The organism is Mycobacterium gordonae (assembly GCF_001417955.2).
Taxonomy (GTDB): domain Bacteria; phylum Actinomycetota; class Actinomycetes; order Mycobacteriales; family Mycobacteriaceae; genus Mycobacterium; species Mycobacterium gordonae_B.
Window position 1 is genome coordinate 1 of the sequence record NZ_LKTM01000001.1, and the last position, 18,961, is coordinate 18,961.

General features: G+C 64.9%; 20 protein-coding genes. 5 read left to right on the forward strand and 15 right to left on the reverse strand.

Going from position 1 to position 18,961, the window contains the following annotated elements; genetic code table 11:
- From AO501_RS00005 to AO501_RS00020, 4 genes are all read right to left on the reverse strand, one after another.
- Positions 1 to 945, reverse strand: a 945-nt coding sequence (locus AO501_RS00005) for a PE family protein (protein ID WP_156452237.1), incomplete at its 3' end; no start/stop codon positions are given.
- 93 nt (positions 946 to 1,038) lie between these two features.
- Positions 1,039 to 1,818: an SDR family NAD(P)-dependent oxidoreductase gene (locus tag AO501_RS00010; RefSeq protein WP_055575750.1), complete on the reverse strand. Its 780-nt coding sequence runs from the start codon at positions 1,816 to 1,818 to the stop codon at positions 1,039 to 1,041.
- The gene (locus AO501_RS00015) at positions 1,815 to 3,371 is read right to left on the reverse strand and encodes an MFS transporter (RefSeq protein ID WP_055575751.1); all 1,557 of its coding nucleotides are present in this window, start codon (positions 3,369 to 3,371) and stop codon (positions 1,815 to 1,817) included. The genes AO501_RS00010 and AO501_RS00015 overlap by 4 nt, the downstream gene beginning before the upstream one ends.
- A 75-nt stretch (positions 3,372 to 3,446) precedes the next feature.
- A complete protein-coding gene (locus AO501_RS00020) occupies positions 3,447 to 4,058 on the reverse strand; it encodes a TetR/AcrR family transcriptional regulator (protein WP_055575752.1) in 612 nt (203 codons plus the stop codon).
- On the opposite strand from AO501_RS00020, the gene AO501_RS40585 reads away from it, so the two are divergent.
- Both AO501_RS40585 and AO501_RS00025 read left to right on the forward strand, forming a co-directional pair.
- The gene (locus AO501_RS40585) at positions 4,057 to 4,317 is read left to right on the forward strand and encodes an ABC transporter permease (protein WP_082658299.1); all 261 of its coding nucleotides are present in this window, start codon (positions 4,057 to 4,059) and stop codon (positions 4,315 to 4,317) included. The two genes, AO501_RS00020 and AO501_RS40585, sit on opposite strands and share 2 nt — an antisense overlap.
- 58 nt (positions 4,318 to 4,375) lie before the next feature.
- Positions 4,376 to 4,828: a PaaI family thioesterase gene (locus AO501_RS00025; protein ID WP_306237545.1), complete on the forward strand. Its 453-nt coding sequence runs from the start codon at positions 4,376 to 4,378 to the stop codon at positions 4,826 to 4,828.
- 7 nt (positions 4,829 to 4,835) lie between these two features.
- On the opposite strand, the gene AO501_RS00030 is transcribed toward AO501_RS00025, so the two are convergent.
- The 4 genes from AO501_RS00030 to AO501_RS00045 all read right to left on the reverse strand — a co-directional run bounded on the left by AO501_RS00030 (position 4,836) and on the right by AO501_RS00045 (position 7,929).
- Positions 4,836 to 5,717 (reverse strand): amidohydrolase family protein, encoded by an 882-nt coding sequence (locus AO501_RS00030; RefSeq protein ID WP_055575753.1) that lies wholly within the window; start codon positions 5,715 to 5,717, stop codon positions 4,836 to 4,838.
- A 46-nt stretch (positions 5,718 to 5,763) separates the two neighbouring features.
- Positions 5,764 to 6,081, reverse strand: coding sequence for a protein UsfY (usfY, locus tag AO501_RS00035; RefSeq protein WP_055575754.1), 318 nt, complete (start codon positions 6,079 to 6,081; stop codon positions 5,764 to 5,766).
- 104 nt (positions 6,082 to 6,185) lie between these two features.
- Entirely contained in the window at positions 6,186 to 6,932 is a 747-nt protein-coding gene (locus AO501_RS00040) for a 3-oxoacyl-ACP reductase family protein (RefSeq protein ID WP_055576108.1), read from the reverse strand.
- Positions 6,933 to 7,026: 94 nt separating this feature from the next.
- Entirely contained in the window at positions 7,027 to 7,929 is a 903-nt protein-coding gene (locus AO501_RS00045) for a LysR family transcriptional regulator (protein WP_055575755.1), read from the reverse strand.
- A gap of 219 nt (positions 7,930 to 8,148) precedes the next feature.
- On the opposite strand from AO501_RS00045, the gene AO501_RS36745 reads away from it, so the two are divergent.
- On the forward strand, positions 8,149 to 8,316 hold the full coding sequence (locus AO501_RS36745; protein WP_156452238.1) for a hypothetical protein: 168 nt from the start codon (positions 8,149 to 8,151) through the stop codon (positions 8,314 to 8,316).
- Between the two features lie 116 nt (positions 8,317 to 8,432).
- Positions 8,433 to 9,599, forward strand: coding sequence for an adenylate/guanylate cyclase domain-containing protein (locus AO501_RS00050; protein WP_055575756.1), 1,167 nt, complete (start codon positions 8,433 to 8,435; stop codon positions 9,597 to 9,599).
- Here AO501_RS00050 and AO501_RS00055 read toward each other — a convergent pair.
- The 6 genes from AO501_RS00055 to AO501_RS00080 all read right to left on the reverse strand — a co-directional run bounded on the left by AO501_RS00055 (position 9,583) and on the right by AO501_RS00080 (position 16,481).
- A complete protein-coding gene (locus AO501_RS00055) occupies positions 9,583 to 10,641 on the reverse strand; it encodes a Rieske 2Fe-2S domain-containing protein (protein WP_231752268.1) in 1,059 nt (352 codons plus the stop codon). The genes AO501_RS00050 and AO501_RS00055 overlap by 17 nt on opposite strands.
- A 38-nt stretch (positions 10,642 to 10,679) precedes the next feature.
- Positions 10,680 to 11,675, reverse strand: coding sequence for a PDR/VanB family oxidoreductase (locus tag AO501_RS00060; RefSeq protein WP_055575758.1), 996 nt, complete (start codon positions 11,673 to 11,675; stop codon positions 10,680 to 10,682).
- Positions 11,676 to 11,710: 35 nt separating this feature from the next.
- Positions 11,711 to 13,174, reverse strand: a complete 1,464-nt coding sequence (locus AO501_RS00065; RefSeq protein ID WP_055575759.1) for an aldehyde dehydrogenase — start codon at positions 13,172 to 13,174, stop codon at positions 11,711 to 11,713.
- A 15-nt stretch (positions 13,175 to 13,189) separates the two neighbouring features.
- Positions 13,190 to 14,521 carry a cytochrome P450 gene (locus AO501_RS00070; protein WP_055575760.1) on the reverse strand — a complete coding sequence of 444 codons (1,332 nt, stop codon included), beginning with the start codon at positions 14,519 to 14,521 and terminating at the stop codon, positions 13,190 to 13,192.
- A 162-nt stretch (positions 14,522 to 14,683) separates the two neighbouring features.
- Complete coding sequence (locus AO501_RS00075; protein WP_055576109.1) at positions 14,684 to 15,013, reverse strand: hypothetical protein; 330 nt, start codon at positions 15,011 to 15,013, stop codon at positions 14,684 to 14,686.
- A 205-nt stretch (positions 15,014 to 15,218) separates the two neighbouring features.
- Entirely contained in the window at positions 15,219 to 16,481 is a 1,263-nt protein-coding gene (locus AO501_RS00080; protein ID WP_055576110.1) for a cytochrome P450, read from the reverse strand.
- A gap of 231 nt (positions 16,482 to 16,712) precedes the next feature.
- On the opposite strand from AO501_RS00080, the gene AO501_RS00085 reads away from it, so the two are divergent.
- On the forward strand, positions 16,713 to 17,819 hold the full coding sequence (locus AO501_RS00085) for an NDMA-dependent alcohol dehydrogenase (protein ID WP_055576111.1): 1,107 nt from the start codon (positions 16,713 to 16,715) through the stop codon (positions 17,817 to 17,819).
- 13 nt (positions 17,820 to 17,832) lie between these two features.
- Here AO501_RS00085 and AO501_RS39950 read toward each other — a convergent pair whose 3' ends face one another.
- Positions 17,833 to 18,960 carry a LuxR C-terminal-related transcriptional regulator gene (locus AO501_RS39950; RefSeq protein WP_269435156.1) on the reverse strand — a complete coding sequence of 376 codons (1,128 nt, stop codon included), beginning with the start codon at positions 18,958 to 18,960 and terminating at the stop codon, positions 17,833 to 17,835.
- Position 18,961 lies beyond the last annotated feature (1 nt).

Sequence of the window (18,961 nt, forward strand, 5' to 3'; positions counted from 1 at the left end):
ACCGCTACCGCCCTGACCACCCTGCCCGCCGGTGGTGACGCCGGCAGCGTCCCCGCCGGCGCCGCCGGCCGCACCGGTGCTGATCACGTTGAACAGGACGTTGCCGCTGCCGCCGGTACCGCCGATGCCCGGGACGCCGCCGTTGAAGGGGGTGGCGCCACCGGCGCCGCCTGTTCCGCCCGCGCCGTAGAGCAGGCCGAGGCCGTCGCCGCCAAAGCCGCCCCAGCCGGCGACGAAGCCTCGTCCGCCAGCCCCGCCGACACCGCCGTTGCCGAACAGGAAACCGCCGCTACCGCCGTTTCCACCGTCACCGGCGACTCCGGTACCGCCGGCTCCGCCGACGCCGCCCGCACCGCCGGTGCCGAACAGGCCCACCGCGTTGCCGCCGTTACCGCCGAAACCCGCAAACCCGTTCGGGACGGCGCCCCCGGCTCCGCCCCGGCCACCGTTGCCGAACAAGAAGCCGCCGTCCCCGCCGCGGCCGCCGTTCTGGCCGGCCGCCCCCGACCCGCCGTCCCCGCCGTTGCCCCACAGCAATCCGCCGTTTTGGCCACGCGAACCGGTTCCGTCGACACCGTTGCGGCCGTCGCCGATCAGCGGGCGGCCCAGCAAAGTTTCCGTGACCCCATTCACCTGGTTGATCAGATTCTGCAGGGGGTTGGCGTTGGCTGCCTCGGCGCTGGCGTAGGTGCCCGCACCCGCGGTGAGCAGCTGCACGAACTGCTGGTGGAATTCCGCGGCCCCGGCGCTGACCGCTTGGTAGGCCTGGGCATGTTCGTTGAACACCGCGGCGACGGCCGCCGAGATCTCGTCGCTGCCGGCGGCCAACAACGCGGAGGTCGGGCCGGCCGCCGCCCCGTTGGCGGCGCCGATCGAGGAGGCGATGTCGCCCAGGTTGGAGGCCGCCGCCGTCAGGAACTCCGGAACCGCAGTGACAAAGGACATTTCGACCTCCGAACCGGAGCGGTCACCGCCCGAGGGTCACCGCATGTCAGAAAATCGTATGGCCGCGCAACCGCTAAATTCCGCGGCAATTTTTCACCGGGGCCGCATCGAGGCCATCACGCGGCCCATGATGATTGACCTGACCCGGCGGGGAAGCATCTTCAGAGACGCCGTCAGGAACTTCGCCTGCCCTCCGGGCACCACGGTCACCCGGCGCCCGAGCGCCGACCACATCGCCTCGGCCACCGTTTCGGGTGCGGCAGCCGACTTCATCGTCAAGCCAGCCCGCGCTGCGAAGCCGGTGTGCACCGGTCCGGGGGCAACCGACAGCACGTCGACGCCGCGCGGTCTGAGTTCGCGGTGCAGGCCCTCGGCAAGGCTCTGAACATACGCTTTAGTCGCCGCGTAGTTCGCGTGGCCGGGCACTCCCTGCCAGCCGAGGATGGAGCCGAACAATACGATTCCGCCGCGCCGCTGTGCGGTCATCCGGGCGGCGAAAGCCTGGGCCAACTGTGCGACGGCACTGACGTTGAGCGCGATCATCTCCAGCTCATCGGCGGGGGCGGTATCGGTGAACGGCCCGGTGGTCCCGAACCCGGCCGCCAAGACCGCCAGACCCACCTCCAAGCCATCGGTCGCGCTCAGCAGCGTTGCCACCCCAGCGGTTCGACCGAGATCCACCACGACCACCTGGGCCTTCACCCCATACGACTGCTCCAGTTCCAGGGCGAGTTCCTGCAGCCGGGTCTCGCTGCGGGCCGCGAGAACCACGTCAAGGCCCTGTGCCGCAACATATTTGGCGACAGCGCACCCTATCCCGTTGCTGGCGCCGGTGACCACCGCCCACGGTCCGTACTGCTCGCGCTTGTTCATGCCCGGGTTCCGACCGGGTGTGCCGGCAGTACGGCGAGCACGAAGAACGCTCCGGCCAGGCAGACCGCCGCGGCGGTCAGGCAGCCCGCGCTCATACCGGACAGGAATGCATCGCTGACGGTGGACCGCACGGTGTCCGCTATCGAGGGGGGAGACTGTCCGGCCACGGCCAGGCCCTGGGCGAGACCTTCCTGGGCGACAGATCGGGCCGGCTGCGGAAGCCCCTGCAGCGCTTGACTTTCGGTGAGGTGGCGGATGTAGAGCGTGGAGAAGACGCTGCCGATGACCGCCACCCCGAGGGTGCCGCCCACCTGGCGGGTGGCGTCGTTGACTGCCGACCCGGCACCGGCCTGCTCGGGCCGCACGACACCCATGATGGAGTCGGTGGCGGGCGCGGTGGTCAGTCCCAGGCCGCCGCCCAGCAGCACCATCTGCGCGGCCATCTCCAGGTAGGTGACGCTGAGATCGCAGGTGCTGATCCAGGCGAAGGACGCCGCCATCATCAACAGCCCAACGAAGACAACGGCTTTGGTGCCTACCCTGCTGACGGCCAGCCTGGTGCCCAGTACCGATCCCACCGCGATCGACAACGCCACCGGCAAGATCCGCACGCCGGTGCCCAGCGGCCCGAATCCCTGCAGCTGCTGCATGAACTGCGTGATCAGGAAGATGAACCCGAACAAGGCGAAGAACGCCACCGTCACGGCGCCACTTGCCGCGCTGAACCGCAGGTTGGTGAACAACGTGACGTCGATGAGTGGGTCGCGCTGCCGCCGCTCCCACAACGCGAAGCCGACGCCCGCCGCCAGTGCCAGCGCGAAGCCGCCCAACGTACGCGCAGAGCTCCAACCCTGTTCTGGCGCTTCGATAATCGTGTAGACCAGCGCGCCGAGCATCAGGACGGAGAGCACCAGTCCGCCCCGGTCGAGGCGTGAACCCGGGTCCGGCGTCGAGGCCGGGATGACGACGGGCGCCGCGAGCGCAGCCGCGAGGGCGATGGGCGTCAGCGCCAGGAAAAGGCTGCCCCACCAGAACACTTCGAGCAGTGCGCCGCCGAGTATCGGGCCGATCGCGACGCCCAGCCCGGTGACCGCGCCCCACAGACCGATCGCGATTGCCCGCTGCCGGGCCTCCCGGAAGGTGTCGGTGATGATGGCGAGCGTGGTCGGATAGATCAGCGCCGCGGCGACGCCCATCACTACCCGCAGTGCGATCAGGGAGCCGGTTGTGGTGCACAGTGCCGCGCCGGCGCTACTCAGCGCGAAGAGGATGAGCCCGGCGATCAGCGTCCCGCGCCGGCCGAACTTGTCCCCGATGGTGCCGCCGGCCAGTACCAGCGCGGCGAAGGCGAGATTGTAGGCGTCAACGATCCACTGCAGGCCGCGCGTCGAGGCACCGAGCGCCGAATTCAACGTCGGCAGAGCCACATTGACGATGGTGGTCTCCACGTTGATCGCCAGTGAGGCGATCAGGACGACAGCCAGCACGGCGGCGGGACGGACCCGCGCCGGTGGTGACTCGAGACGGGAACGGTCTGGGGCATCGATGGTCATCGGGGTCCGCCTTATGTTGACAGCAGTAACATCGGAAAGCATGGCAGCTGAAGTTATCGCTGTCAACATCGACGGCTAGCGGATGCCTTCTTCGACGACGTCGAGGAGGCGGTCGGTAATCAACTGCTTGCGGTCGGCGTCCGCCGCGGCCAGCGGCCCGTCGAGAAACAGCGACGACAGGCCATGCACGGCGGCCCACGCCGCCTCGTCGAGGCCGTCGCGCCGACTCGCGGTGAGCACTCCGGTGGCGACGAGGTCATCGATACAGCGGCTGAGAATATGGAACGGATGACGGTCCAGCGCCACAACCGGATCGGTCTGTTGCGGCCCGCCGGGCGCGAAAGCCGTTCGAAATAGCCCAGGTTCGGCGAGGGCGAAGTCGACGTAAGCCTGACCGGTGGCCCGTAACCGAGCCAGGGCACGTTTCTTGCGCGGGCCGCGGGTGGGAACCGCGGCGATCGACTCCACCATCGACTCGCCAAGCAGCGTCATCGCGTACACCTGAACCGCGCCGAGCAGCGCCTGTCGGTCGGCGTAGTGGCGATAGGCCGCGGCGTTGCTCACACCCGCCGCGCGCTGCACGTCGCGCAATACCACCGCGTCCGGCCCGCCGGCCCGGGCCAGCGTCACGGCGTGATCCAGCAGCGCCTGCCGCAGGTTGCCGTGGTGGTAGGAACCGGACGCCATGTTGACAAGTTTTACATCGCGGCGGCCCGCCATCGGTGGTCACCTCAGGCGGCGCGCCGGTTCCGCACCGACGTCCGATCGGCGATCCGACAGCGTGCTGGGCACCGATCCCATCCACCGCCTCGGGGTGCCGCGCCTGCTGGCCACGACCGTGGTCGCCAGCCTGCTCAACAGCCTGGTGATCATCGTCGGCCTGGGCGGAACGCGATCCCTCCCGATGACCTGTGCACTGCACGCAGCAGGAACGCCAAACCTGTAGGCCCGTGCCGGACGCCCGAGCGTCAGCGCGTGCGGACCGGTGTGCAACCATCGACGACGTGACTGACCCCATCGTCGAGATGATGAATTCCGCTCTGTCGTCGACCATCCCGATCGCTGAACACATGGGCGTGCGCGTGGTCGAGGCGCGACGCGGCTTTGCCGCCGCCAGTGTTCCGGTCGAGGGCAATGGCAACCACTTCGGTGTCATCTACGCCGGCGTGCAGTTCACCGTCGCAGAAGTTCTTGGCGGCATCATCGCTCTGTCCACCTTCGACGCGAGTAAGTACTTCCCGCTGGTGAAGAACGTCGACATCTCGTTCCTGGCGATGGCCACGACACCCCTGCGTGCCGAGGCGGAGATGGACGACGAGACGATCGCTCGCGTCGAAGCCGAGGCCGCCGCTCAGGGCAAATCGGACTACACGTTGGACGCGGTCGTGACCGACGAGAACGGCACCGTGGTCGCCAGGACGCACGGGTTGTATCAACTGCGCGCACACCGCAGCTGACGCGTTATTACGTGTCGAGCTGGAAAAGGTGAGCGGCGTTGTCGTGCAGTACTTTCCGCAGCCAAGCGTCGTCGACGCCGGGTAGCCCGGTCAGGACGCGCAGTGCGTCGAGGAAGCCGTAGGGAATGTTGGGAAAGTCGCTGCCGAAGAGGATGCGGTCGGCGTAATCGCGGAGCCGCCCATATTCGGATGCCGGAAACGGCATGGTCTCCTCTACGAACGGAGTGAAGGCCATCGTGGTGTCGAGTCGCACGTCCGGATACCGGTCGGCCAGGTCGAGGAACTCGGTGTACTCGGGCATGCCCATGTGGGCCACGATCAAACGCAGTCGGGGATGGCGTCTGAGCAGCGCCGTGACCGGGCCGGGGCCGGTGTATTCGCCAGGGGCGGGACCGGATCCGCAGTGGATGACCACGGGGATGGCGGCGTCTTCGAGCACACCCCACGAGGTGTCGAGGAGCGGGTCAGTGGGGGCGTAGCGGCCCACCTGGATATGCACCTTGAACACCCGTGCACCCTCGTCGACTGCTCGTCGGACGTAGGCCTCGACGCCGGGCTCCGGGTAGAGGGTGGCTGTGCGCAGGCAGTCCGGGGTCTCGTCGGCGAACGTCGCGGCCCACTCATTGAGCCAGGCCGCCATCTGGGGCTTGTGGGCGTAAATCAGGGACGGGAAGGCGCGCACCCCGAAGCCGCGCAACTTCTCCAATCGATCTTGCTCATCGGTGCGGTAGGCGATCGGCCAGGTGCGTCCCACCAGCGGCCCGGCTTCGTCAAAGTATCTCCAGACCTTGTCCATCACGGGCTTCGGCATGAAGTGGGTGTGCACGTCGACGAGGCCGGGCAGGCCGAGCCCTTGCCACACCTGGCGTACTTCCTGGGTCTCATCCATCGCCCGTCAGGATGACAGGCACGCGCGTGACAGCGGACGGGAGGGGTTAAGCGACCGGTCGCAACTCTTTCACCCGAGGGGTGTGTGCATGCGCCGCATGCCAATCGCGTTCGATGCGCATCACCCGACGGTGCTCCACCACGAGCCAGGCCAGCCCTCCGGCGATCGCCAGCACGGCGACCAGGCCGCACGCCAGCAACCACTCGTAGTGCTTGTAGGCTGCGGCCGCCGTACCGGCGGACAGTGACATGACACCGAGTGCGATCGACGAGACGCCCGGCCAGCAGTACCGGTCGATGAAGTACTCGCCGGTGTGCGGGCAGGTGGTGCGGAAATGGTCGGTGGGATCTTTGGTGCTGCACATGATGACCTCCTCGGTTGAGCTACTTCGAAGAGGTACTCAGCGCACGGCGGGCCACCAACCCCCGTACGAGTGATCTGCCGGGTGACCGCAGACCGTGTGCGTCGTCAGACCGTGAAACCGCCGTCGACGTTGACGTTGGCACCGGTGATGTACCCGGCCTCGGGACCCGCCAGGAAACTCACCATGGCGGCGACGTCGCTGGTGTGACCGTAGCGTCCCAGCGCGGACACCACTTTGAGGCTTTCCGCGAAGTCGCCTTCGGCCGGGTTCATGTCGGTGTCGATCGGGCCGGGCTGCACGTTGTTGACGGTGATCCCGCGGGGTCCGAGTTCACGAGCCAGTCCACGAGTGAAAGACGACACCGCGCCCTTGGTCAGTGCGTACACGGACAGACCTGGCCCCGGCACCCGGTCGGCGTTGATGCTGCCGATGTTGATGATCCGAGCACCCGTTCCGAGGTGCGCGACAGCGCTCCGGACGGCCCAGTACACGCCACCGATGTTGACGCCGACGACGCGGTCGAACTCCTCCGCAGGGAACTCGTCGATCGGTGCCAGATACGCGGTGCCGGCGTTGTTGACGAGCACATCCAGGCCGCCCAGTTCGGTCACGGCCTGCTCGACGGCGGCGGCGATCTGGTTCCGGTCGGCGGCGTCGGCCTGTACCGCAACCGCTTTGCCGCCGTTCCCCGCCACTTCGGCGACGAGTTTGTCAGCATCGCTCGCCGACGACGCGTAGGTGAACGCCACCGCGGCACCGTCCGCGGTCAGTCGCCGCACGATCTCGGCGCCGATGCCGCGCGAACCTCCGGTGACAAGTGCCCGCTTCCCAGCCAGCGTCGCCGCGCTCATGTCCATGGACCTCCCTGCTCGTTACCAATTGCCTCGCTACCTGGTAGGCAAGTCCGCCGCCGGCGAATTCATTCCCGCCCGACGGCAGTTGCCGTCAGCGCGCACCGCCCTTATGCGGTGCCGCATCCAGCAAGATGCCGGCCAGTCTTGCTGCGGCGGGTGTCAGCTGATCGGCGGGTGGCGAAGCGAGAAAGACCTGCCAGATCACCGCATCGGTCAGCTTGATCGATCGCAACGCGGGAAAGCGCCGGGCCTCCGACTCGGGCATGAAGGTGGTGCCCAGGCCGTTGACGACCAGGTCCGCGATATCGGCGAAACCGGCCGGCACCTCGTAGAACGTCTGCGGCGATACACCGGCGGCGTGGAACGCGTCGTCGATCAATCGCCGCAACCCGAACTCCGGTGGGTAACTGACCAGCTCTTCACTCGCGAGGTCGCCCAGCTGCAACCGTCTGCGCCCGGCCATCGCATGGTCGTCTCGGCAGACGAAAACCATTGGCTCCTCGAACAGCAACCGCATGTCGAGTTGAGGCGGAAATCGGTTGGGTACCGATACCAGCGCCAAGTCGAGCGAGCCGTCCAGCAACGCCGACAGATAGGCCGAGGCGCCAGACTGGCTGAGCCGCAGTCGAAGTCGTACGAACGGGTTGGCGCTGTGGAAGTCGCCCAGCGCGCGAGCCACGTCCATCGGACCGAAGGAGATCAGGGAGCCGAACTCGACTGTGCCGGAGAGCGACCCGCGGAACTCGCTGACGGAGTCGGCCGCCGTGCGCGCGACGCGCAGCACGTCGTTGGCATAAACGCGGAAACGTTCGCCGGCGGCGGTGAGCTGGATCTGTTGACGGGTACGGTCGAAAAGCTGGACCTGCAGTTCGCGCTCCAGCTTTGCGATCGACGTCGACAGGGCCGACTGCACGACGTGGACGCGCTCCGCGGCGCGGGTGAAGCTCATCTCGCCGGCCACCGCGACGAAGTACTCGATCTGGCGTAGCTCCATGCCGATGACCCTATCTGTATATCTGATGCGATAAATTACCTACCATCGATTGGCGCGATGAAATCTTATGTCCCTTTTTGCATGGGACGGTACCTAGACTGGGACCTGTGCCGCGAGAAATCGCTCCCCATCGCGAATAAAATGCGTTGCCGGCCAACCAATCAGCGCCATGATGCACGAGGCCGACGAACGGCGGTCGACCACGGAGAGGTTGGAGCTATGAAGTCGGCGGAAACGCTTTCGCTGCGGGCAGATTCGGTGCGCTCGGGGGAGTGGCACGGCCGCGGCGGTGCCAGCGCAGCGGGCCCCGACGATAACGACGTCGACGGTTTCAACGGCCTGACCGGAACGGCGGGTAGTAACCAACGTGGACTCCAATATCGATGAAACACCCAGATTCAATCATGGACGCTTGACGAAGCGGTTGCCTCGCCCGCGGGGGAGATACCGGTGCCCACGTGGAGGGAATCCCGTGAGTTCGCGACAGCTTTCGCGATTGGTGGATGCCGGTCGCGGTGTACGTTGACGCCGTGGCAGCAGACCCGGACGACCGCGATATCGAGGCAGCAGGACTCCTCGACAATCTGCATGGGCGGGCCCGTCAAGAGCGTGCGGACCTTGTTCGATGGTTGCTCAGTCGCGGCTTCAACGTCGACCAGATCCGTGGCGAGTTCAGCCCGATGCTGCTGCCGGCCAATCGCATGATCGGCGATGATGGGACATTGGTCTCGCCGCAGGAGATTTCAGACTCCAGCGGGGTGAATCTGGAGCTGCTGCGGCGACTGCACAGCGCCGTTGGCCTGGTCCAGTCAGATGACCCCGAGGCGCGCCTGCTATCGCGGGCGGATGCCGAATCTGTATTAGGTGCAGCACGATTGGTAGAGATCGGGCTCGATCCCGCGCAGGTGACCTTGATCGGGCGTCTGCTGATGGACGGTCTGACGAATGTCGCGGTGATGATGCGGCAGGCGGCACTGCACGCAGCGCTGCACCCGGGGGCAACCGAACTCGAGCTCGCTCAAGCCTTCGAGGTGCTGGCGCACGATGCCGAACCGATTCTTGGGCCCATGGTTGGCGATTTGCTGCGGCTGGCGTTGCGGCATTCCTTTGAGACAGAGGCGATCAACGTATTCGAGCGCACCACTGGTACCTTGCCGGGCGCGCGGCAGGTCGCGGTGGCCTTCGCCGACTTGGTGGGTTTCACGCGCCTCGGAGAGCAGATACCGCCCGAAGATCTGGGACTGGTGGCCCTGCGATTGGCAGATCTCGCTCGGACGGTTGTCAAACTGCCAGTTCACTTCGTCAAGACTATTGGCGACGCAGTGATGCTGGTCTGCTCAGATCCGCACAAACTACTGGTGACCATTTTGGACCTGGTTGATGCGGCGGCCGCGGATGATTTCCCGCGACTGCGAGCCGGACTCGCGTTCGGACCCGCCGTCAACCGTGCCGGGGACTGGTACGGCAGCCCGGTCAATCTTGCCAGCAGAGTTACCAGCGCTGCGCCCGCCGGTACGGTGCGGGTAACCGAGACTGCGCGCGATGTAATCGGCGATCCTGGCGACATCCAGTGGACGCCGGCGCAGGCGCGTCGACTGAAAGGGATACGCGGCGGGGTCCGCCTTTATGGCGCCCGCCGAATTCCCGCCGACGCTAGCCCCGCGCAGTAGTCGATCGCAAAGGGCTGAGTGCGTCGCTGCGGGTGTTGGGCGCCAGCCCCGGCCGTATTGCTGCATGGCCGGCTTCTCTGGCCAACATCACGCCCACGATGCGTCGGGCGCGCAATGCTGCGGCGTCCGCCTGGAATTCCACTCCGCCTCGCCACCGATCGTAACCCGAATGCGCGCAGGCCATTTCGAGTATAGCGGTGTCGCGTTCGGCAACTCCGGACAAGAAGGAGCGCAGGCGAGCGGTCACCTCATCACGATCGGTGTGATAGCTGCGTGATCCCTGCATGAACACGTGAGTCGACGTTTCCGTCTCGGGAGTGATGGCGTGTGTCCGGGTAGTGATGTACAGCTCGCCGTTCGCGGTTGCGATCTCCCAGAACTGGCGGTGCATAGCAGGAGAGACGAAGGTACCGCTTTCGCGGCGTTGATACGCCACGCCACGGTCGAGTCCGGTCGAGTCGGCTTCCCAATCAGTGAGATGGGCCTGCGGCAGGATCCGAGTGTAGGAAACGGTGGTTTCGCTCACTTCGACATCGCTGAATGCCGGCATGCTTTCGATTTCCCGAGGGACATCGCGCCTGTGCAGGATCGGGGCGTAGCTGAAGTCGAGGTAATGTTCATGGACCATCAGGTAATTGGCATTTACGCGCCAGGAATCGGCGAATGTCGCCCAGGCCGGATCGTTGATCCACGGCGTGCGTGGTGGCTCGCTGCCGGCGGCAGCGGCCGTGGCTCCCAGCCAGATCCACACAAATGGTGGTTGCTCGAGGACGGGGAAAACGCGCACCCGCATGCCCGTCGGGACTTGGGCTTGCGAGGGAATGTGGACGCACTTGCCGTCGATGTCGTAGGTACATCCGTGGTAACCGCAGACCAGTCGGTCCCCGTCGATACGACTGTGTGAAAGTGGGAAAGCCCGGTGTGCGCAACGGTTTTCGAAAGCGTTGACGCGTCCGTCCGAACTGCGCCACAGTACTACCTTCTCGCCGAGCAGTCGCCTGTCCAACGGCGAGCCGGCGACTTCGTCGCCGGTGGCAGCCACATACCAGCACTTCCGCGGGTAGTTGCTCCTGACATTCTTCACAGGTCCAGCACCAGCCTTTCGGTGCGCGAGCGCGACACGCAGACCAGCATCACGTCGCCGGCAGCTTGCTCAGCCTCGGTCAGGACCGAGTCACGGTGTTCGGGCGTGCCTTGCAACACCCGCGCTTCACAGGTGCCGCAGACGCCTTCGTAGCAGCTCCCCAGAATCGGAACTCCTGCTTCCTCAAGGACTTCCAGGATCGACTGGTCGGACCCTATTTCAAAGGAGACTCCGGAGCGTTGGCACACCACCTCGAACTGCTCGAGTGCTTCAGTGGCTTCTCCCGCTGCCAGCGTCTTGGCGGCGAATCTTTCGATATGGAGTCGCCCTGCCGGCCAGTGGGCGCAGTGCTGTTCCACGGCGTCGAGCAGCGCTTCGGGCCCGCAGCAGTACACCAACGTGTTGTCGTCGGGCTCCTTGAGAAGCGATTCCAGGTCCAGCAGACCAAGTTCGTCCTGAGGCCACACGGTCACTCGGCTGGGGAAGCGCTCGGCCAGCTCGTCCGCAAATGCCATGGACGCCTTGGTCCTTCCACCGTAGAGCAGTGTCCACTCGGTGCCGGCGCGTTGTGCGGCCTCAAGCATCGCGAGGATCGGTGTGATACCGATTCCTCCCGCGATGAACCGGTAGTGCTGAGCATCGACCAGCGGAAAATGGTTGCGAGGACCACGCACTCGTACCGTGGCGCCTTCGTGAAGCTCCTCGTGGACATAGCGGGAACCGCCGCGACTGTTCGGATCGAGCAGGATCCCGACGCGCCAGATCCCGGAATTGCGTGGATCACCGCACAACGAGTATTGACGGGTCAGGCCGTCGTCGAGCAACAGGTCGATGTGGGCTCCGGGTTCCCAACGCGGCAGTTCCTCGTTCTCTGGGTGGGCAAGGTCAAGCACCACGACACCCTCTGCCGGCGTGCTGCGGCAGCGAACGACGAGTTCGGTTGTGAATTCATGGACGTTCGCACCGGGCGTGGTGACAGCGGGGGCAGACATGGTTACGTGCTCCGATACCGCGAGGTGGCCAGAAACTAGCCATTGCCCGCCGGACGCGGCAGGTAGACGGTCTTGTACACCTGGAACGGGTCGAGCCCCTCCGGACCGAGTTCGCGCCCCATGCCGCTCTGCTTGATTCCCCCGAAGGGGGCGACGGGATCGTTGACGTAGTGGTTGACCCCAACCGTCCCGGACTGAACGCGGCGGGCGACGTTGGCCGCTCGTTCGGGATTCGATGACCACACGCTCCCGCCGAGGCCGTAGATGCTGTCGTTGGCGATTGCCACGGCTTCTTGTTCGTCGGAGTAGGGGATCAGCGACAGCACCGGCCCGAAGATCTCTTCGCGTGCCACGGTCGCGTTGTTGTCCAGGTCGGCGAAGATCGTGGGTTCGAGGAACCAGCCGCGGTCGAATCCTGCCGGCCGCGCACCGCCAGTGGTCAGTCGGGCGCCCTCATTCTTGCCTTTGGCGATGTAGCCTTCGACGCGCTCCCGCTGTCGCTTCGACACCAACGGACCGATCTTGGTCTCGGGATCGAGAGGATCTCCGATCGCCAGCGAGCGGGTCAGATCGGTTATCGCGTCGACGATTTCGTTGTATCGGCTGCGGGGGGCCAGCACCCGGGTGCTGAGCCAGCAGATCTGACCGTTGTTGAGCAGGGTGGACCCGAACAACTGCTCCAGGGAGGCCGCCAGATCGACGTCGTCGAGGACGATCGCGGCGGACTTGCCGCCGAGTTCCAGGGTCACCGGCCGCAGCAGCCGCCCGCAGGTCTCGGCGATCCAGCGGCCTGCCTCGGTGGAGCCCGTGAACGAGACCTTGTCGACGTCGGGATGCTGCACCAGGTATGCGCCTACCTCGCGGCCGCCCGGGACCACGTTGAGTACTCCCTCGGGCAGGCCCGCTGCGGCTGCGGCCTCTGCCATTAGGAAAGCATCGAGCACGGTTTCCTCGGCCGGTTTGAGTACGACGCAGCAGCCGGCCGCCAATGCCGGTGCGAGCTTGAGGAACGAGATTCCTTGCGGGACGTTCCAGGGCACGATCGCGCCGACGACGCCGACGGGCTGCTTGGACACCAGCGCGGTTCCGCCGAGCATGCCCGGCCGGGCGTCCTCGGCTGGTGCACTGGTCATCAGGTCGCTGTAATAGCGCAGTAGCAGCGGCGGAAATCCCGCCTCGAACTGCTGGGCCAGCCAGATCGGCATCCCGTTCTGCATCGACACGCGACGCGCCGTTTCGGCACCGCGGGCTTCCAGTTCCACCGCGAACCGTTCGAGAACGTCGGCACGCTCCTTGGGGTCCCAGGTGGACCACCCGTCGGGCGCGTTGAACGCGGACTTCGCCGCTGCCACGGCAACGTCGATATCGGCCTCACTGCCTCTGGGCACCGAACCGATCCGCTCTTCGGTGGTCGCGGAATGGACCCCGATGGTGTCGTGGCCGGCGGGCGCGGTCCACGTACCGCCGATGTAAAGCTGCGGGTAATCGATTGTTGTCATTGTCGTTTCGGCCGATCAGGAGATGGTGACTTTGGCGGGCAAGTGCTTGAGGCCGCCAACGAAGTTGGTCTGCGTCACGCTGCCGGGTCCGAGTACCTCGATCGATTCCAGGCGGGGCAGCAGCTCCTCGAACATCACTTTGAGTTCCTGCTTGGCCAGGTGCTGGCCCACACAGGTGTGGGCACCGAAGCCGAACGCGAGGTGATTGTTGGGCTTGCGGTTGATGTCGAATTCGTCGGGGTGGTCGAAGACCTCCTCGTCGCGGCAGCCGGACTGGAACAGCGGCATTACCCGGTCACCGGCTTTGATGATCTGGCCGCCCAACTCGAAGTCCGTCAATGCCCGGCGCATGAAGTGCTTGACCGGCGCCACGTACCGCAAACCCTCCTGGATGAGGTCCGGCACAAGACTCGGGTCTGCTTTGACTCTGGCCAGCACCTCAGGGTGTAGGGCCAGCTGCTGCAACGTGCCGGCCAGGGTCGCCGAGGTGGTGTCATGCCCCGCGGTGAAAATGGCTGTGTACCAGCCGTATACGAAAGACTTGGGCCAGTATTCACCGTCGGCCCCTTTGGCGCAGGCGACCACCGAGGCCAGGTCGTCGCGGGGGTGGGCGCGGCGGTCTTCGACGAGGGTGTCGAAGTAGCCGAAGAAGTCCTGGATGGTGGCCGCCCACTGTTGGGCCATCGCTTCCGGCGAGAGCGGCTCGACGTCCTCGCGCTGATGTTCCGGATCGGCAGTGCCGAAGAACTCCTGGGTGAGAGCCATCATCCGCGGCTCGTCCTCCGGCGGCACCCCGACCAGCGTCATTACCACGTGTAGCGGGTAGCCCAACGCCCAGTCATCGACAAGGTCGATCTCGCCGCGCGCAGACAGTCCTTTGAGCTTCTCGATCGATTCCTTCGCCAGGTCCCGGATCTGGGCTTCCATCTTCTTCACCGACGGCGGCTTGAAATAGCCGAAGGCCATGTTCTTGGCCTGGGTGTGCTCGGGCGGGTCGATGTAGGGCAGCGCATCGAGGATGCGCAGGCTACCGCCGAGGAGCTGCTTGGTGAACTCGTCGCCGGCGAGGTTCTGCAGGATCGGGTTGTGCGAACCGGGGTTCTCGGAGCCGCCGCCGGCTGCGAAGACCTCCGAGAGACTCTCCACCGCCTGGATGTCTGCGTGTTTGCTGACCAACCAGATCGGGTCGTAGCCCTCGACGACCGCTTTTGCCACCGGCATGTTGTCACGCAACCACTTGTAGGCTTCGTGCAGCGCGGTGAGATCTGCGTGTCCTTCAGGGAGCACGATCCTGCGTGCGACCTCGTCGGGTGCAACGGCTGATGCGGTTTCTTGGGTGGTCGTCATCTCGGATGTCCTCCTAATGCCCGGGATAGCCACCATGGCTGCCCGCGGCACGTCCTGGCGGGGTGCTGGTGAGTTAAGTCTCATCGCGAGGGGCTTCCCTATGCGTCACCATGACGGGGGGTCATCGCTCCCACATTGGGGGTAGTGGGGCAGTTGGCGGGATCAATCCGCCGGGCAGCCGTCGTTGATCCATTGCTCGATTTCGCTGATCGACTCTGCAGGGACGGGGTCCAGGTAGGCGGGCATACGGGGGGTCACCGCGCCAACCGGCGGGTCATCCAGGTCAGAGCCAAACGGCGCCTCGCCTTTCAACGACAACACCAGGCTTGAGTTAGCTCCGTCACCGAGTATCACGAGTTTTCTTCCGCCGACTTTCATTTCGACGAACCGGTCGCGCGTGACGTCCCGCCAGAACGGGCCGTGCGAGGCGACATCGGCATCAGGGCCGCCGACCGAGTTGTCGAGGATTTCGATGACGTCCTTGAAGTTCATGATGCCCTTTCCCAGGATTGCCGGATGGCCGTCGAGGCGCACATGCACGGCGACGTGAAGGCGACGGCACTGGCGCTCTCAAGTCTTAGCGTGATCGACGTTCTTCGCGCGTCACCATGACGGGGGGTCATCGCTCCCGCGTTGGAGGTAAGAGCGAGACTCGCTTAACACCAGTCAGTGTCAAATCAATTGGGGCCCAATTGTTTCAACGGCGCTCGGGCGTCCAGGTCGCCGGCAGGCGCTTGACACCGTTCATGAAGTTCGACCGCAATAGCTCTGGTTCGCCCGCCTGCAAGTTCTTCATTCGCATGTAGACCTGCCGCATCTGAGCCTTCAGGACCGCCTTGCCCAGCGCGTGGCCGATGCAGTAGTGCGGACCCCCGCCGCCGAACGCCTGGTGTGGATTGTGCTTTTGGGTGCGGCTGATGTCGAATGTGTCGGGGTTTTCGAAAACGTCCTCGTCACGGTTGCCGGAGATGTACCACATCACCACCTTGTCGCCCTCCTTGATGGTGACGTCACCCAGTTCGTAGTCGCGCAGGGCGGTGCGGCGAAAGTGCATCAGCGGCGGCTCCATGCGCAGCGACTCGTTGACGGCATCATCTGCGCGGCCGTCGAAATCCTGCATCAGATAGGCGAGTTGGTCAGGGTTGCGCTGGAACAGGGTGACAACGTGTGCCATGGCGTGCCGGGTGGTGTCGTTGGCGCCGGCGGCGAGCAGCGCGAAGAAAACTCCGACTTCTTCGGTGGTCAGCTTGTGACCCTCGTACTCCGCCTGGGCCACCCACGTGAGCAGGTCCTCGCCCGGATTCTGCTTGCGATCCTTGGCAAGTTCCAGTGCGAGCGTCGACAGCTTGCTTGAAGCGTCTGCGAACACCATCAACGGGGAGCCGATGTGGGCCCATTCGGGGTCGGCCCACCCGGCGAACTGCTCGGCGGCGTCCATCACGTACTGAATGTGGTCTGGGTCGTGGATGCCCATGAAGTTGGCGAATACCCGGCCGGGAACTTCTTTGGTGATCAATTCGCACAGGTCCCCCTCGCCCAGAGGGGCGACATTGTCGATGATCTTCGCCACGAGGCCGTTGATCTGATCGACCATCCGGTTGATATTGCGGGGGGCGAATGCGACGTTGACGATGTTGCGCATCTCGGTGTGTCGAGGCGGGTCGGTCACGATGAACGACAGCATTGTCTCCAATTGGGGGAAGTCATCGATGAACACGCCCTGGGCGGAGCTGAAAACCTGGGGATTGCGCGACACTTCCTGGATGTCGTGGTGCTTGACCACCGACCAGAATCCCTTGGCGTTGTCGAGGTTAGGATCGAGCGCTTCGGGCGCATCATTCCAGCTGATCGGCCGATTCTCCCGAAGCCACTTGAAGGTCTGGTGATGTTCGGCGCGAGGCCGATCCCAGAATGCCAACTTGTTCAGATCGGTTCGGACACCTTCATCGGTTAGAGCCATGACCATTCCCATCGTCGTGATTGCCGATGTGCAGGATCGGCGCCCTAACAGCCGACGGTAGGTCGCTGTGACCCCCGACACCTCTCCCCTCCGAGCCAACTTCCCTATCCCGAGATCGGTATTTCTGCTGGTGGCCGTCTCGATGAAGGCAGCAAAAACACCCCGTAGGGGAGATGCGCCGCAAACCCCGGACATGAAAACAATCGGTGACCCGAGATGGAGGTTCTGCACATGAAGACGAACGCCGCGGTCTTGTGGGGTGTCGGCGAGAAGTGGCAAGTCGAAGAAGTCACTCTCGACCCACCCGGGCCCAATGAGGTCATGGTCAAACTGACCGCGTCCGGGCTCTGCCACTCCGACTACCACCTGGTCACCGGCGACATACCGGTACCGTTTCCGGTCATCGGCGGACACGAGGGGGCCGGCGTCGTGGCCGCTGTCGGGCCCGGGGTTACCGAGGTCGCCGAGGGTGACTCGGTTGTCCTGAGCTTTCTCCCCGCCTGTGGGAGGTGCTCGTACTGCGCGCGTGGCATGACGAACCTGTGTGACCTCGGTGCCGCAATCATTCAGGGCCCACAGCTTGACGGGACATACCGGTTTCATGCACGCGGCGCCGGCGTGAGCCAAATGTGTTTGTTGGGAACATTTTCCGAATACACAGTGGTGCCCACCGCGTCGGTAGTGCGAGTGGAGGAAGGCAATCGGCTCGACCGGGCAGTGCTGACCGGATGCTGCGTGCCGACGGGCTTTGGCAGTGTCGTCAACACCGCTCAGGTGCGGCCCGGCCAAACCCTCGTGGTGCTCGGCGTGGGAGGAATCGGCAGCAACGCGATTCAAGGCGCGAAAGCCGCTGGTGCGCGCCATATCGTCGCGGTAGATCCGGTAGCTTACAAGCGAGACAGGGCAATCGAATTCGGCGCTACCCACACCACCCCCACGGTTGACGAAGCGCGGAATCTGATGACCGAGCTGACCCGCGGACAGCTCGCGGATGCCTGCATCATCACGACCGATGTAGCCGAGGGCGCCTATGTCGGCGAGGCGCTCAGCTTGGTAGGCAAACGCGGCAGGGTTGTCGTCACGGCCATCGGACATCCGACTGAATTGTCAATCAGCGGTTCGTTGTTCGAACTGACCCTGTACGAGAAGTCAATCCACGGGTCGCTGTTCGGATCGTCGAATCCGCGCCACGATATTCCCCGCTACCTCGAGATGTACAACCTCGGCCAGTTGAAGCTTGACGAGCTGGTGACCAAGGAATACTCGCTGGATGAGATCAATACGGGGTACGAGGACATGATCGAGGGCCGCAACATTCGCGGCGTGATCAAATTCTGACACAATCGCTGAATCAGTTGACTACGTGGTGATATTTGGCAACTGCATCAGTGCGATTCGCCGCGCCGAGCTTTCTCAGGACATGCTTGACGTGTGTTTTGACGGTCCCCTCGGCCACGAATAAGGCAATCGCAATCTGTGCGTTGGTCTTTCCAGCCGCGAGGCCACGCAAGACATCCCGCTCGCGGCGGGTCAGATTCCCCGTGACGTCACCGTCACGTGCCCGAAGTGGCGGCCGTCCGCACGACTCTGTGGGCAGGCAGGGATCGAGAGGCTCACCCGGGGCGGCACCTTCTATCACGGCAACGGTGACGTCGTCGACGAGCTCATCGACACCGCGCGCGTATTCTCTGCAGGCGTGCTGAAGTCCCTTAACCCTGTCCAGCAGCAGATTTCGCTCGAATGCGATGCCAAGACCCTCGGCGAAAACTGCCAGAACGTCGCGGTCAAACTCGTCCACCAGGGCCGACTGCGGCTGCCGGTCGGCGTGTAGCAGACCGATGGGCTGGCCCCAGGCAAGCACCGGGGCTGCGACATATGCCTTCGTCTCGGTGAGCGCAACCAATTCGGTGTACACGCGCGGATTGGTCTGGGGATCGCGAACCACCATCGGCGCACCACGACGCACCATCTCGGCCTCTAGTAGCGCGCCGTTGAGTTTGCGCGGGTGTGCGAGTCCCACCTCCACCAACGTATGGGCGAACCCTTCGTCGGCTCCGGTGTAAGCCGAAGATGCCAGCCAGAATCCATGAGCGATGCGCGAGAACAAGATCCGATCGAACCCCATGTACTGAGCTTCCGCAGACGCCCGCTCGATGAGCTCGGCCGTAGACCCGGCTTGCCGGAGCCGCCTCACCGCGTCGCGAACCATGACGACCTTGGCCCTACGCGCCAGCAGGGCATCGAGGATCTCGGCCTGAGCATGTTCCGAACGCACCAGTAGGGCCGCAAGCTGCACGGCCTTTGCTGTGTCCATTTCGCCCGCAGCAGCTAAGCGCCCGTTGAGCGCGCGACGGACCGCGGATAGCGCGGCGGCTGCCGAGTCGAGGTCGTCGTCGGCAAACCGGGGATGAAGCGCGTCGGTGCCGACGATTTCCTCTGCGGCGCAGAGGACTTCGCGGGCCAGCTCGACGCCCTTCACG